Source organism: Amorphus coralli DSM 19760, from assembly GCF_000374525.1.
GTDB classification, from domain to species: domain Bacteria; phylum Pseudomonadota; class Alphaproteobacteria; order Rhizobiales; family Amorphaceae; genus Amorphus; species Amorphus coralli.
The window spans coordinates 161,808-176,767 of sequence record NZ_KB894573.1; the positions used below are offsets into that span (position 1 = coordinate 161,808).

Annotated in this window: 8 protein-coding genes; 4 read left to right on the top strand and 4 right to left on the bottom strand. The window is 67.2% G+C overall.

What is annotated here, in order from left to right:
• The first annotated feature begins 13 nt into the window (after window positions 1–13).
• Complete coding sequence (tyrS, locus tag C507_RS0111535) at window positions 14–1,267, top strand: tyrosine--tRNA ligase (protein WP_018699856.1); 1,254 nt, start codon at window positions 14–16, stop codon at window positions 1,265–1,267.
• A gap of 30 nt (window positions 1,268–1,297) precedes the next feature.
• Here the strand turns inward: tyrS and C507_RS0111540 are convergent, their stop codons facing one another.
• A complete protein-coding gene (locus C507_RS0111540) occupies window positions 1,298–4,714 on the bottom strand; it encodes a YhdP family protein (RefSeq protein ID WP_018699857.1) in 3,417 nt (1,138 codons plus the stop codon).
• A 161-nt stretch (window positions 4,715–4,875) separates the two neighbouring features.
• Here C507_RS0111540 and bcp point away from each other — a divergent pair, with 161 nt between their 5' ends.
• Together bcp and C507_RS0111550 are read left to right on the top strand one after the other, a co-directional pair.
• A complete protein-coding gene (gene bcp / locus C507_RS0111545; RefSeq protein WP_018699858.1) occupies window positions 4,876–5,343 on the top strand; it encodes a thioredoxin-dependent thiol peroxidase in 468 nt (155 codons plus the stop codon).
• A gap of 25 nt (window positions 5,344–5,368) precedes the next feature.
• The gene (locus tag C507_RS0111550) at window positions 5,369–6,208 is read left to right on the top strand and encodes a ferritin-like domain-containing protein (protein ID WP_018699859.1); all 840 of its coding nucleotides are present in this window, start codon (window positions 5,369–5,371) and stop codon (window positions 6,206–6,208) included.
• Window positions 6,209–6,271: 63 nt separating this feature from the next.
• Here C507_RS0111550 and prfB read toward each other — a convergent pair.
• The 3 genes from prfB to C507_RS0111565 all read right to left on the bottom strand — a co-directional run bounded on the left by prfB (window position 6,272) and on the right by C507_RS0111565 (window position 11,846).
• Window positions 6,272–7,403 (bottom strand): peptide chain release factor 2 gene (prfB, locus tag C507_RS0111555; protein WP_245559679.1). Its coding sequence is split into 2 segments (ribosomal slippage): window positions 6,272–7,333 and window positions 7,335–7,403, totalling 1,131 coding nucleotides; the frame shifts between segments, so codons are not numbered across the junction.
• Between the two features lie 182 nt (window positions 7,404–7,585).
• Entirely contained in the window at window positions 7,586–10,078 is a 2,493-nt protein-coding gene (locus C507_RS0111560) for a penicillin-binding protein 1A (RefSeq protein WP_026319032.1), read from the bottom strand.
• A gap of 286 nt (window positions 10,079–10,364) precedes the next feature.
• On the bottom strand, window positions 10,365–11,846 hold the full coding sequence (locus tag C507_RS0111565) for an N-acetylmuramoyl-L-alanine amidase (RefSeq protein WP_245559680.1): 1,482 nt from the start codon (window positions 11,844–11,846) through the stop codon (window positions 10,365–10,367).
• 401 nt (window positions 11,847–12,247) lie between these two features.
• On the opposite strand from C507_RS0111565, the gene C507_RS0111570 reads away from it, so the two are divergent.
• Entirely contained in the window at window positions 12,248–14,926 is a 2,679-nt protein-coding gene (locus C507_RS0111570) for an Rne/Rng family ribonuclease (RefSeq protein WP_018699863.1), read from the top strand.
• Window positions 14,927–14,960 lie beyond the last annotated feature (34 nt).

Sequence of the window (14,960 nt, forward strand, 5' to 3'; positions counted from 1 at the left end):
GGATTCGCGTTCCATGCCCGGCTTCAAGTCAGAGTTCCTGCAGACGCTCTTCGAGCGCGGCTTCATCCACCAGATGTCAGATGAAAGCGGCCTCGACGAGCTTTTCGCCAAGGAAACTGTGACGGCCTATGTCGGCTATGACGCAACCGCGACCAGCCTGCACATCGGCAACCTGATCTCCGCGACCATGCTGCACTGGATGCAGGAGACTGGCCACCGGCCCATCGCGCTGATGGGCGGCGGCACCTCGATGGTTGGCGATCCCTCCTTCCGCGACGAGCAGCGCGGACTGCTCACGCCCGAGGCCATCAACGCCAACATCGCCAGCATCAAGCGGATCTTCTCGCGTATCCTGCGCTTTGGCGACGGCCCCAACGACGCGCTGATGGTCAACAACGCCGACTGGCTGCTCGGCCTGAACTATATCGAGTTCATCCGCGACGTGGGGCGCCACTTCTCCGTCAACCGGATGCTCTCCTTCGACAGCGTGAAGCTCAGGCTCGACCGGGAGCAGTCGCTCTCCTTCCTCGAATTCAACTACATGATCATGCAGGGCTACGATTTCGTCGAGCTGAACCGGCGCTACGGTTGCCGGCTGCAGATGGGCGGCTCCGACCAGTGGGGCAACATCATCAACGGCGTCGACCTGGGCCACCGGATGGGCACGCCACAGCTTTACGCCCTGACCACGCCGCTGCTCACCACCGCCTCCGGCGCCAAGATGGGCAAGACCGCCAACGGCGCGGTCTGGCTGAACGAGGACGTCTTCAGCCCCTACGATTTCTGGCAATACTGGCGCAACACCGAGGACGCCGACGTCGGGCGCTTCCTGAAGATCTTCACCCGGCTGCCGCTCGACGAGATCGCGCGCCTGGAAGCCCTCGGCGGGGCGGAGATCAACGAGGCCAAGAAGATCCTCGCTACCGAGGCAACCGCGATCGTGCATGGTCGCGAAGAGGCGGAAAAGGCCGCCGAGACCGCCCGCCAGACCTTCGAGGCCGGCACGCTGGCCGACGACCTGCCGACGGTGACGGTTCCGGCCGCTGAGATCGAGGTGGGCATCGGATTGCTGGAGGCCTTCCGCCGGGCCGGCCTCGCCGCCTCCAACGGTGAGGCGCGGAGGCATGTGAAGGGCGGCGGCGCCCGCGTGAACGACACGGTCGTGGACGATGAGCGCCGTATCCTGGGAAGCGCGGATCTGACGGGAGACGGCGTGATCAAGCTGTCGCTGGGCCGCAAGAAGCACGTGCTGCTGCGGGCCGAGTAGGCTCTCGGCCCGGATCGCCGCCGGAGAGGCTCAGTAGCGGTTGTTACGGGCGTCGCGCGGCGCCGGTGCCGGATAGGCCGGCGCGCCGTCGGCGTCCTCGGCCTCGAACAGGCGTCGGAAGATGCCGGGCGTGACGGCCGAGACCGGGTTGAAGGAGAAGGTCGGGCTCTTCATCGGTCCGTCTAGCCGGAAGGTCACGCCGAACAGGCCGCCGTCCTTGCCGCCGCCCAGGATCTCGCCGAGGATCGGCACCCGCCCGAACAGATTGTTGATGGCATAGGCCGGGATCACCGTCCCGGTGATGGTCATCCGGTCGCCCTTCAGATCGAGCACGCCTCCGGCGGTACCGCCGATCGCGGCCCCGCGCAGGACGGCGTCGGTGATCTGGATACGCCCCTTGTCCTCGGTGAAGGGGACGTTCAGTTCCTCAAATCCCGCCGTGGTCCGGGCATCGCGCGATGGCTGGAAAGCCAGCGGACGCGGATCGGAAGCGCTGCGGCCGGCGCTGCGCACTGTCCGGTCGATCAGGCTGGCCACCTGCGGGTCATCGGTTATCTCGAAGTTGCGGACGGTGACCTCGCCGATCGTGGGTTGTCGCCTGCGCAGGGTGGCGTCGAGCCGGCCCTGCCCCCCGGCCAGACGTTGGTAGAGACCGAGGAATCGGAGCAAGCGACCGGTGTCCGCCGCATCAACGGAGAGCGTGCGTGTCCCGTTGCCGCCGGGCGTCAGCCGCGCGACAATATCGCGCGACCGGCCACCATTGCTGGAACCGGTCAGGTCCAGCGCGGTGAGCTGGTCGCCGCTCATGCTCAGCGAACCCGTGAGGCCGGTCAGGCTGACGCCACCGTTGCCCTGCACGGTCGCGAGGTCCATGCGCAGGTTGAGGGGACCACCGAGACCGGAGCCTCCGGTCCCTCCTTCGTCCGCCTGGTTCTTGAAAGAAGACAGCAGGCCGCGCCCGTCCAGTGACGACCCCTTCACCACCACGTCGTAGCCCTTGCCGCTTCGCGTGACTGTCAGCTTCGCCTTGTCGGTGGGGCGCAATGCGAACCGGTCGAAAATCGCCGAAACCAGTTCGCCGTTCTCGATGCGCACCTTGCCGGTCACGTCCAGCCCGTCCGAGGTGACCTTGAGGTCGTTGACCTCGACGGTCTTCTCGTCCTCGACGAGGTCGAAGCTCGCCTTGGCCGGAACGCCGGCGCCCTTGGTCCAGCCAAAGCCCGGCACCGTGAGGCGCGCGTCCTTCAGGTTCGCCTCGACCCGGCGCTTGCCGTCGGTCGAATCCACGACGGTGATCTCGATCGGCCCGCCGAGAAGTGACCCGACGTCCCAGCCGCGCTTCTTCCGTTCCGCCTCGGTCAGAACGAAAGACACGTCGCCAGCCCTGCCCTCGTCCGCGCCGGAAAACACAGCCGTATAGTCGATGGTCGCCGTGACACCGTCCACCGTGGCCTTCCCCTTGAGCGTAGCCTCCGTCGGATCGGCGATGACGGAGAGCGTCGCGCCGCTGACGGTCATGCCGTTGATCGGCGCCTTGCTCGCGACGTCGCTCAACTGCGCATCGACCGACCATTTGAGCGCATCGGGCTCGATGGTCTGGCCCATGGGACCGACGGCCTCGATGGCGGCGGAAATGCTTCCGGAGAGATCGGCGGGCGTCACGCCGATCCGGCCCAGCGCATCGATGGGCTCCAGGTCGACCAGCGAGGCGATAGCGGCCGCAGCGCCTTCCAGCCGGGTGCGGATCGTGCCGATCGGCGGCTTCGCGGTGACGGAGGGGATGTCGACGTAGAAATCCTCCACCGCGATGCGCCCCCCTTCGGGCGGCACGAGGGCGGCCGAGGACGCATCAAGAGTCACGTGCCGGTCGACCACCGTGGCCGAGCCGGTGGCGTCGATCATGGCCGGCAAGTCGCCCGGCAGGACAAGCGAGCCGTCGCGATAGGTCACGGCGATGTCGATGTTCCGCTTCATGGAACTTTGGGTCGACGGATCGCCGTCCATGTCGCGCGGCAGCAACGCGAACAGCATCTCGCCGCTTTCGATCTGGCCGCTGCGCACGTTCTCGACCAGCCAGTTGCGGGCCTCGTAGCCGACGATGACCGGCCACATGCGCATCAGGGTGGCAGCCGACATCGGCGACAGGCTCAGGGCTGCGGCGAGGTTCGGGCCATGCGGTCCGAAATCGAACGATCCCGACCCCATCATCGCTCCCTGAACCGAGCGGGCAACGAACCGGTCGAAGGTCAGGTAGCTCCGCGACGGCACGATGGTACCGGAGACGTTCAGGACCGGGATATCGAGCGGCGGCCCATCGACGTCATCCGGCCCCATCCGGGCCGTGTCGGCGCTGAGCTCGTAGGTCCACGTGTCGCCGTCGTCGCGCGGCGGGGTGAAGGTCCCCTTGCCGACCAGCAGGGTCGCACCGGCAACGATCTCGAGCGGCTCGACTCTGACCACGTCGTCCTTCGCGTCCCAGGTCGCGGCGACGAGCAGCCGGTCGATTGTCCGCGGCGGATCCTTGGCGATCTTGAAGACGCCCTTGTCGACACCCAGCTGCAGCCGCGCCCGTTCCAGATCTCCCTCCGGGGAGAACCAGGCCACCAGTTCGGGAGCCAGCGAAAATCCCGACTCGATGATCGGCAGGGCGATGATGTCGGTGAGCCCGACACCATGCCCCCCGGCCACCAGGCGCGACCCGTCCGCGATGGTGGAGCGCTCGATCGTGTAGCGCCAGGCGCCGGAGTGGGCCTGGCCGCGCACGTCGATGGCCACGTCGCCGTCGGTCTCCGGCAGCGCCGTTCCGTCGATCCCGGAGAACACCCGGTCAGGCAGGCGCGGATCGGGATCGGGTATGCGAATTTCGCCGCCAGACAGCCGGAACTGCTTCAGCCCGTTCTGACGGGCAATGGCCGCAAGCCGCGCGAGCCGCTGTTCCACCTCCGGCAGGAAACCGAACGAAAGCGGGGGATCCGGCCTCTGCTGCACCTCGCCCGTCTGGTCGTCCGCGCTGCGGACCGGATAGTTGACGCTCAGCGCCGGATCGATGATCTCGATGGAGTGGACGCGCACTTCGCCCTTGAGCAGGGCGGCGGCGGAGATGTCGAATACGGACTTCGGCGCTTCCAGCGTGCCCGCCGGCCCCCGGATCGAAACCTCCCGGACCACGATTTCGAGCGCCGAACCGGGCGCCCAGCCGAGCGACACGCCACCGACGGCCACGCGACCGTCCTCACCCGCAAGGCTCGTGAGTATCGTCCGGACCGTCCGGTCCGCGATCGGAATCGTCAGCGGCGCCGAGTAGACACGGATCACCAGGAGCACGACGAGCAGCGCCAGACCGGCCGCCGCGAAGAACGCCAGCCGCGCAGCCTTCCGCGGGCGGGAGCGGCCGCCGCAGAAAAGATGGGGATGGAAGAGCCGCGTGGGCCCGCGTCCTGCTCTCATGCTCCTTCCGTCACACTCCCAAAGCGGTTTTCCGACACCGCGCTTGACCGCAGACGCGGCTCAGGCAAAACCGCTCTTCCGCATCCGGTGCGGGGCCGGCAGGCCCGCGCGCGCCCGGGCGTCGGCAACGAAACGCGTTACACGCACACGAGGGCCATTCGATGAGCACGCTGTCAGAAGGCGACCACGCGCCGGACTTCACCCTTCCAACCGACACGATGGGCGACGTTTCACTGAGCGCCCTGGTTGGCAAACCGGTCGTTCTCTACTTTTACCCGAAAGACGACACGTCCGGGTGCACCAAAGAGGCCCTCGCCTTCTCCGAACTGATGCCGCGATTCGAGGATGCCGGCATCCAGGTCCTCGGCGTTTCCCCGGATTCGGCCGAAAAACACGCCAAGTTCCGGAAGAAGCACGCACTTTCGGTTCCGCTGGCAGCGGACGAAGCCAAAGACGTATGTCAAAGCTATGGCGTCTGGGTGGAGAAATCGATGTACGGGCGCACCTACATGGGCGTCGAGCGCTCCACCTTCCTCATCGCGGCCGACGGCACGATCGCCCGCATCTGGCGCAAGGTGAAGGTGCCCGGCCATGCCGAGGCCGTTCTCGAGGCCGCCAAAGCGCTGTAGGCCGTCCGGCAACGAGGGGCAGGACATGGAGCTACCCGAACAGGGCGCCGGGCGCCCGGCCTCGCTCGCGGCCGCGGCGCGTACCATCGTCGCGACTGCCGACCTGGACGCCAAGATCGCCCTGTCGCGCCGGACCGCGGACCTCTGGTTCGCGCGACAGCTGTCGCTCAGACGGCCGACGCTGGACCCGCCTGCCCCGAAGCGGCCCGGTCGCCCCGACCGGCCGCAGTTGCTGGCCCCGCGCGACATGCCGCGACGCTCGGCCGACAGCCGGACGGGCCACATCGCACTCCTGCATGCCATCGCCCACATCGAGCTCAACGCCGTCGACCTCGCCTGGGACATCGTCGGCCGCTTCGCCGGCGAACGCGTGCCCCGCTCCTTCTTCGACGACTGGGTCACGGTCGGGCTGGAGGAGAGCATCCACTTCGGCCTGCTGCGCGACCGCCTGGCCGATTTCGGCGCGGCCTACGGTGACCTGCCGGCCCATGACGGGCTGTGGCAGGCCGCCGAGGAAACCAGGTGCGATCTTTCCGCCCGACTGGCCATCGTGCCGCTGGTGCTCGAAGCCCGCGGACTGGACGTGACCCCGTCAATGATCGAACGGGCCGAGACGCGCGGCGACGAAGCCGACGCCGCGGTCTTCCGGCGCATCTACGAGGACGAGAAGAAGCACGTCTACTTTGGGGCGAAGTGGTTCAAGTTCCTCTGCGACCGGGAGGGCCGTCCGTTCGAGCCGACCTTCCACGCGCTGGTCCGCAAGCACTTCCGGGGCGCGCTGAAGCCGCCCTTCAATGACCGCGCGCGCTCCGAGGCCGGCCTGACGCCCGGCTTTTACAGACCGCTGGAAACCATCCGCACCTGACCCGCCACGAAAAAGGGCGCCCCTTCCGGGACGCCCCATTCCAGAACCGCGAGGGCCGGATCGTCACTCGACGTCGGAGACCTCGGCGGGCGTGTCTCCGTAGGCACGCTGGGCCAGCGTGGCTTCCATGAAGCCGTCGAGGTCGCCGTCCAGCACGTCGGAGGGCGCGGTGCTCTCCACGCCCGTGCGCAGGTCCTTCACCAACTGATAGGGTTGCAGCACGTAGGAGCGGATCTGGTGGCCCCAGCCGATGTCCGACTTGGTCGCGGCCTCGGCCATCGCCTTTTCCTCCCGCTTCTTCAGCTCCGCCTCGTAGAGACGCGCCCGAAGCATGTCCCAGGCCTGGGACCGGTTCTGGTGCTGGGAGCGGCCCGCCTGGCAGGCCACGACGATGCCCGACGGCACATGGGTCAGGCGGACGGCGCTGTCGGTCGTGTTGACGTGCTGCCCACCGGCGCCGGACGCTCGGTAGGTGTCCACGCGCACGTCGGACTCGATGATCTCGATCTCGATGGAATCGTCGATCACCGGGTAGACCCAGATCGAGGCAAAGCTCGTGTGGCGGCGCGCCTGGCTGTCGAACGGCGAGATCCGCACCAGCCTATGCACGCCCGATTCCGTCTTCAGCCAGCCATAGGCGTTATGCCCTTTGACCAGGATCGTGGCGGACTTGATGCCGGCCTCTTCGCCATCGTTGACCTCGAGCGTCTCGACCTTGTAGCCGGCGCGCTCCGCCCAGCGCACGTACATGCGCAGGAGCATGTTGGCCCAGTCCTGGCTCTCGGTGCCGCCGGCACCGGCATGGACCTCGACATAGGCGTCGTTGGCATCGGCCTCGCCCGACAACATCGCCTCTACCTGGCGGCGGGCAAGCTCGGTCTTGAGCCCCTTGAGCTGATCCTCGGCGTCGGTGACCACGGTCTCGTCGCCTTCCTCCTCGCCCAGCTCGATGAGGCCCACCGCGTCGTCGAGCTCCTGCTCCAGACGACGCACGGCGGTGATCTGGTCTTCGAGCGACTGGCGCTCGCGCATCAACCCCTGCGCCACGGCAGGATCGTCCCAGAGGCTCGGGTCCTCGGCCTTCGCGTTCAGCTCATCGAGCCGCTTGAGTGCCTGTTCCCAGTCAAAGATACCTCCTCAGCAGGCCGAGCGCCTGCTTGATCTCTTCGACCGTGTTGGTCGTTTCCGTTCGCATGGTCTTGTTCCGGTTGGGTTCACGACGGCCGCACGGGCGGCGGGTTCATCGACATAAGGCGTTCGGGCGGCGCACACAATCGCCCACCCTCGCCGGACCGGGATCGTTGGCCGGCACGCGTGCGACGCCCCGGAGCGTGGACGGCGCAGGCCGCCCTCTCCAGTTCGTCGATTTTCCTGGGATCAGTAGAGGCCGCCGGTGCCCGACAGCACGGCCCGCTCGCTCTCCCGGGTGACGGACGAGCGCGACGACTTGCCGTTGTTCATGCCGATCACCGAGAAGGTGTCGCCCGGCGCGGTACCCGGCTTGAAGGCCTCGAGGATGACGCCGGATCCGCCGTTCGGGGCGGGCTGGCCGCTCTTCAGGTAGACCGGCACCAGCTTGATGCCTTCCGGGACACGGAACTCGACGCCCGGCTTGTCGGCCAGCGCCTCTTCCATGAAGTTGATGAAGATCGGCGCAGCGATCTGGCCGCCGGTGGCGCCGCGCCCCATCGGCCGCGGGTTGTCGTAGCCCACATAGACGCCAGCCACGAGATCCGGCGTGAAGCCGATGAACCAGGCATCGCGCTCGTCATTGGTGGTGCCGGTCTTGCCCGCGATGGGCTTGCCGAGCACCCGCACCCGCGTGGCCGTACCGCGCTGGACGACGCCCTCCATCATCGACGTGATCTGGTAGGCGGTCATCGGATCGAGCACGTACTCCGACTCGTCGATGATCGTCGGCTCCGGCTGGTTGTGCCATTCCTCGGCGACGCAGCCCTGACAGACGCGGTCGTCGTGGCGATAGATCGTCCGGCCGTAGCGGTCCTGAATGCGGTCGATGAGGGTCGGGGTCACCTTCTGGCCGCTGTTGGCGATGATCGAATAGGCGCCGACCATCCGCATGATGGTGGTCTCGCCGGCGCCCAGCGACATCGGCAGGTACGGCTTCAGCTGGTCGTAGATGCCGAAGCGCCGGGCGTACTCGACGATCAGCGGCATGCCCATGTCCTTGGCCAGCCGCACCGTCATCACGTTGCGCGAGCGCTCGATGCCGTAACGCAGTGTCGAGGGACCGGCGAACTTGCCGCCGTAGTTCTTCGGGCGCCAGACGGGCTGGCCGGGGCCCGGATCGATCTCGATCGGACCGTCGAGAACCACGCTCGCCGGGGTGTAGCCGTTGTCGAGCGCGGTTGCGTAGACGAACGGCTTGAAGGACGAGCCGGGCTGACGCCGGGCCTGGGTGGCGCGGTTGAACTCGCTCTCCGCGTAGCTGAAACCGCCGACCATGGCGAGCACGCGGCCGGTGTGCGGATCCATCGCGACGATGCCGCCGGACACCTCCGGCACCTGACGCAGCCGCCAGATGTCGTCGCCCTCTTCCGAGCCCTCGGCCTTCTGCACGTAGACGACGTCGCCGCGCTGGACCAGGTCGGTCATGTTGCGGGCGCTCGTATAGCGCGCATAATCCTGACCCGGCTCGGGACCCTGCTGGATCCGGCGCCACGCCACTTCCTTGAAGGGCAGACGCCCGCGCTCGCGATCCATGGACAGCGCGCCGGAGACGAGACGCGGCGGCTGCAAGCCGATCACTGCCTCGGTGTTGTCCACCGACAGAACGACGGCGAGACGCCATTCAGGCACGTCGGAATAGGCCTCGACCTCGCCGACCCGCTGGCCCCAGTCGGCGCCGTTGTCGAGGTCGACCGTGGTGACCGGGCCGCGCCAGCCGCTGCGCTTGACGTCGAAATCGATCAGTCCTTCCATCAGCGCGTTGCGCGCCATCACCTGATAGGCCGGATCGAGCGTGGTGCGGACCGACAGGCCGCCCTGATAGAGGCCCTTCTCGCCATACATCGAGGCGAGCTGCCGGCGCACTTCCTCGGCGAAATATTCCGACGCAACGAGGTGCGAGCCGGTCTCGCGGGGGGTCACCTTCAGCGGCTCGTTCTTCGCTTCCAGCGACTGGGCTTCGGTGATGAAGCCGTTCTCCAGCATGCGGTCCAGCACCCAGTTGCGGCGCTCGATGGCGCGCGCCGGGTCGCGGAAGGGATTGTAGTTGTTCGGCGCCTTCGGCAGCGCGGCCAGGTAGGCGACCTCGGCCAGGGTCAGCTCGTGAACCGACTTGTCGAAATAGACGAGTGCGGCCGCCGCGACGCCATAGGCGCCCATGCCGAGATAGATCTCGTTGAGATAGAGTTCGAGGATCCGGTCCTTGGTGTAGGCCTGCTCCATGCGCAGCGCCAGGATCGCTTCCTTGATCTTGCGCTCGATGGAGACCTCGTTGGTCAGCAGGAAGTTCTTCGCGACCTGCTGGGTGATCGTCGACGCGCCCACCGGACGACGGCCTGAGCCGCGGTTGCGGAAGTTGGTGGCGGCGGCCCGGAACACGCCGCCGACGTCCACACCGTTGTGGATGTAGAAGTTCTTGTCCTCGGCGGACAGGAAGGCTTCCTTGATGATGGACGGGATGGCCTGGATCGGCAGGAACAGCCGCCGTTCCGTGGCGTACTCGGCCACGAGGCTGCCGTCGGTCGCGTGGATACGCGTCATCACCGGCGGCTCGTAGTTGCGCAGCTGGGTATAGTCCGGCAGGTCCTCCGACATCTTGGAGATGTAGAAGCCGACGGCTCCGGCCGCGATCAGGCCGAGGACCGCGCCGATCCCCAACAGGTAGCCGAAGGTGTTCAGAATAAAGCGCATCGTGCCGTCTCAACTCCACCCGGTGCCGAACCGAAGCCGGTTGCCGCGCCTCCCCCGGACGCTGGCACCAGTCCGATAGCTGTGTCGGAGATCGGCATGCCTCATAAACCGATCCCGACCCTGCCAAATAGCCCGCCCCCGTCGGCGGAAAGGGTCAATTCATCGCGAGCGGCAGGGATAGCGTTCGCGGTCGCCCGCCTGCAAGCGATTATGACTGGGGTCCGTAAACCCCTCGTATATCGGACAATGCGCCCGAAAAGTGGTGGCATCGCGGCATTCAGCGCGTCACCTGCTCGCTTTTGCCCTGCGCGATCCGCGGCCCGAAGAAGCGCGTCACCGCCCCCGAGAGCGCGTCCGAGGCGCGATCGCGCCATTCCTCGTCGGTGAGAAGCTGCTCGTCGTGGGCGTTGGACAGATAGCCCAGCTCGATCAGCACGGAGGGAATGTCGTGCGCCTTCAGCACGCGGAAACGCGCCGACCGATGTGGATTTTTGTGCAGTTTGACCGCGGTGCCGAGTTCCTGGATGACGTCCTCGGCGAAGTGGTGGGAGAACACCTTCGTCTCCCTCCGCGCCAGGTCCACCAGAATGTCGGTCACCTCATCGGTGGCCTCGTCCGCCTCGATGCCGGCCAGTACGTCGGATCGGTTTTCCCGCGCGGCGATCGCCGCGGCCTGGGCGTCCGACGCCCGCTCCGAGAGCGTGTAGACCGTGGCGCCGCGCACATAGTTCTGGGGTGCCGAATCGGCGTGGATGGAAACGAACAGGTCGGCGCCGTAACCGCGGGCCACCTCGACGCGCTGGCGCAGCGAGAGGAAGGTGTCTCCCTCGCGGGTCATGCGCACCTCGACCGCGCCGGTCTTTTCCAGGTCCGCCTTGAGCTCGTTGGCGAAGGCCAGCACCACGTCCTTCTCGAACACGCCTCCCTTGCCGACCGCACCGGGGTCCACGCCGCCATGGCCCGGATCGAGAACCACGACGGGCCGGTCACCACCGACGGGCCCCGCGGTCTTGGCCAGTTCCGGCTCCGCACCGGCCCTCTTGCCGAGATTGGCCTTCACCGCCGCCTCGAAGGCTTCCTGGGAGGTCGCGACGAGGTCGAGGACGAGGCGGCCGGGCTGGTCGCCCACGGGCGGAAGGTAGAAGGAGTGTTCGACCGCCACCGGCCGATCGACATCAAGCACAATACGCGCCTGGCCCGGCGCGAACTGGCCGTAGCGCCAGGCCGACACCATTCCGGCGCCGTCCCGGCCGGCATCCGCCGGCAGATCGAAGGAGACATTGGCCAGATCGACGATGACGCGATTCGGATCGGACAGGACGAACGTCCCGAATTCGACCTCTCCGGCCACATCGATGACGAAGCGCGTGCGGTCCGCGTCGCCGCTCACCCGGGCGTCCGAAGCAAGGATTGCGGCGCCGGTCTCGTCGGCCGCCAAAACCGCCGGAGACGACACCGGAAACACGGCCAAAAGGCCCGCGATTGCTGCCGCGATCACGGTTGAGCGCATCCAGTCACACCTCTTGCTGCAGCCCCCAGGCCGACGCCTATATCCGATATCGCAGCCTGCGTTAACCGCCGCTTGATGGCCGGTGCCCAACTCGGGTGCACCGATCATTTGCTTGCCATCTGGCCGGTACGTCCGTAAATATCTGTACTGCGGATGATTTCCTGCGTCCGAGCCTCGCTTTCCCTCGCGGAAAGAGAGGCGCTGCCCTCCTTCCAGTCTTCGGGCAAGGTTCCTGTCGGGCAATTTCAACCCCGATCAGAATTGGAATGGCGGGCAAGCCGGGCTCGGGAGCGCTGCTTGCGCCGACGCCGTTTGCCATCGGGCCGTTCCGTTCAGTCGGGTGCCCATTTCAAGCCGTCGAAGCGCAGTCGCGTCCCTGCCGAAACCCTCGGCCATTCGCCCGCGCCGTCAGTGACGCCGCGGTCTATGGATAAAGTTCGTTTTGAGCGCGTGATCGATGCAGTCCCTGTCCACAAGCACTGAAAAGGCCCAGCCGGTCCGTCAGGACCGCGCCGCCCTGTGCTTCGGGCCACGCCGCCGCGCTCGCACACCCCTGTTCGTACTATCGACCAACATCGCCTCCGTCCGGCTTCTGGCGCGCGCAGGACCGCCGCCGTCGCCTGGATGCGCAGGCAAGGAGTTTGCGCCCTATGGCCAACAAAATGCTCGTCGACGCAGCCCACCCGGAAGAAACCCGGGTTGTCGTCGTCCGCGGTAACCGCGTCGAAGATTTCGATTTCGAAGCTGCCGCTCGCAAGCCGCTCCGCGGCAACATCTACCTGGCGAAGGTGACCCGCGTCGAACCGTCCCTGCAGGCCGCGTTCGTCGACTACGGCGGAAACCGTCACGGCTTCCTCGCCTTCAACGAAATCCATCCGGACTACTACCAGATCCCGCACGCTGACCGCGCCGCGCTTCTGGCCGAGGAGGCCGAAGAGGCGAAGGCCCAGAGCGGCTCCGACGACGCTGACAAGGCAGACAAGCCGAAGCGGTCGCGCCGGTCCAAGGCCAGCGACGACGCGGACGCCAGTGTCCAGTCGTCGGATTCCGAGGACGATGCCGACACCAGGGCGAAGGCATCGGACGGTGAAGACGGCGAGAACGGCGACGGCGGCGATGAGGACAGCGTGGAGTCCGTGGGCGCCGAAGACGCCATGGACGAGGTCATGGACCGGCGCAGCAGCCGTCCGGCCCGCAAGACCTACAAGATCCAGGAAGTCATCAAGCGGCGCCAGATCCTGCTCGTCCAGGTCGTCAAGGAAGAGCGGGGCAACAAGGGCGCCGCACTGACGACCTATCTGTCGCTGGCCGGCCGCTATTCGGTCCTGATGCCGAACACCGCCCGTGGCGGCGGCATCTCCCGCAAGATCACCAGCCCGCAGGACCGCAAGCGTCTCAAGGAGATTGCCGGCGAGCTCGAGGTGCCGGAAGGCATGGGCGTCATCCTGCGCACCGCAGGCGCCAGCCGCACCAAGGCGGAGATCCGCCGCGACTTCGAATATCTGCTGCGGCTGTGGGAGACCGTTCGCGACCTGACGCTGAAGTCGGTGGCGCCGACCCTCGTCTACGAGGAAGGCAGCCTGATCAAGCGCTCGATCCGCGATCTCTACAACAAGGACATCGACGAGATTCTCGTCTGCGGCGAGCCGGCCTACAAGGAGGCCAAGGACTTCATGCGCATGCTCATGCCGAGCCATGCGAAGAACGTAAAGCCCTATCGCGACATCACCCCGATCTTCACGCGCTTCGGCGTCGAGGCGCAACTCGACGCGATGTTCTCGCCGCAGGTGACGTTGCCGTCCGGCGGCTACATCGTGCTGAACCCGACCGAAGCGCTCGTCTCCATCGACGTGAACTCCGGCCGCGCCACCCGCGAGCACAATATCGAGGCCACCGCGCTCCAGACGAACCTGGAAGCGTCGGAGGAAATCGCGCGGCAGCTGCGCCTGCGCGACCTCGCCGGCCTCGTCGTCATCGACTTCATCGACATGGAGGAGAAGCGCAACAACCGGTCCGTGGAGCGCAAGCTCAAGGACTGCCTGAAGGTTGACCGCGCCCGCATCCAGGTCGGACGAATCTCGCACTTCGGCCTGATGGAGATGTCGCGCCAGCGCATCCGTCAGGGCGTGGTGGAAAGCTCCACGACGCTGTGCACCCACTGTCACGGCACCGGCATCGTGCGCTCCACCGATTCCGTTGCGCTCTACGTGCTTCGCTGCCTGGAGGACCACCTCCTGCGCTCCGCGAACCATCATCTCAACGTTCGCACGCCGGTCGAGGTCGCGCTTTACATCCTCAACCAGAAGCGGGCGCACCTGGCCGAGCTGGAGGTCCGCTTCGGGCTGACCATCTCCGTCACCGCGGACGACACGCTCGGCACCAAGCATCTGGAAATCGACAACCGCGAGCCGGTCGTCCGTCCGGAAGGCGAAGAGCCGCCGCAGGCCGTCATCGAGGTGCACGAGGAAGAGCCCGAGGAGCCGCAGGCCGAAACCGCGTCCGAGGACGGCGACAAGGAGCCGCGTCGCCGCCGCCGGCGCCGGCGGGGCCGCCGCGGCGGTCAGGACGTCGAGCAGGCCGGCGGCCGTGATGAGGCCCGCCAGCAGGATGCTTCCGCGGACTCCGACGAGACCTCGACCGACGAGGGCGACGGCGACACCGAGGCCGAGGTCGCCCAGTCCGGCGAGGACGACGAGAACCGGCCGCGTCGCCGCCGTGGCCGTCGCGGAGGTCGCCGTAACCGCCGCAATCGCGACGAGGCGGGCGAGGAGAATGGCGAGACCCGGGCCGATGGTGCTTCGGGCGACGACGCCGAACGGGCCGGATCCGATGACGCTGGTGAGGCGGCAGGCTCTGAGGTGGCCGAGACGGCGTCCGACGTGACCGAGACGGGGGACAAGCCGCATGAGCCTCCTCTCTCTTCCGAGCCGCCGCATGCCCCCGAGGCCGCGTCGGACGCCGACGGACCGGCCAAGACGGAAACCCCGGTTGTGGCTGAAGCCGCCCAGGAGCCCATCGCTGACGAGATGGCGGCGGCTGGAACCGACGAAGCCATCCTGACGGCCGCTAACGATGCCGGTGCGCCGGTGGATAGCGACGTGGAGACCGTTGTCGCGGCGGAAGAGATCGTCGAGGCCGAACCCGAGCCTGCTCAGAAGGACGAGCCGGTAGAGGCGGAGAAGGACGAGCGCGCTGCCCGTCTCCACAGCATCCACGGCACGCCGCAGACGTCCACGGAAGCAGCCGACCAGGGTGCGGCCGAAGCCGACGAGGAAGGCTCGAAGAGCCGCTCCAAGCGCGGCTGGTGGCAGCGGCGCAGCTTCTTCTGAGAAAGCTCGACCGGCCGGCTGCCGGGCGAACGAG

Bases quoted from the DNA above. Each gene is read 5' to 3' on its own strand.
- tyrS (WP_018699856.1), top strand. From the start codon at position 14: ATGCCCGGCTTCAAGTCAGAGTTCCTGCAGACGCTCTTCGAGCGCGGC.
- C507_RS0111540 (WP_018699857.1), bottom strand. From the start codon at position 4,714: ATGAGAGCAGGACGCGGGCCCACGCGGCTCTTCCATCCCCATCTTTTC.
- bcp (WP_018699858.1), top strand. From the start codon at position 4,876: ATGAGCACGCTGTCAGAAGGCGACCACGCGCCGGACTTCACCCTTCCA.
- C507_RS0111550 (WP_018699859.1), top strand. From the start codon at position 5,369: ATGGAGCTACCCGAACAGGGCGCCGGGCGCCCGGCCTCGCTCGCGGCC.
- C507_RS0111570 (WP_018699863.1), top strand. From the start codon at position 12,248: ATGGCCAACAAAATGCTCGTCGACGCAGCCCACCCGGAAGAAACCCGG.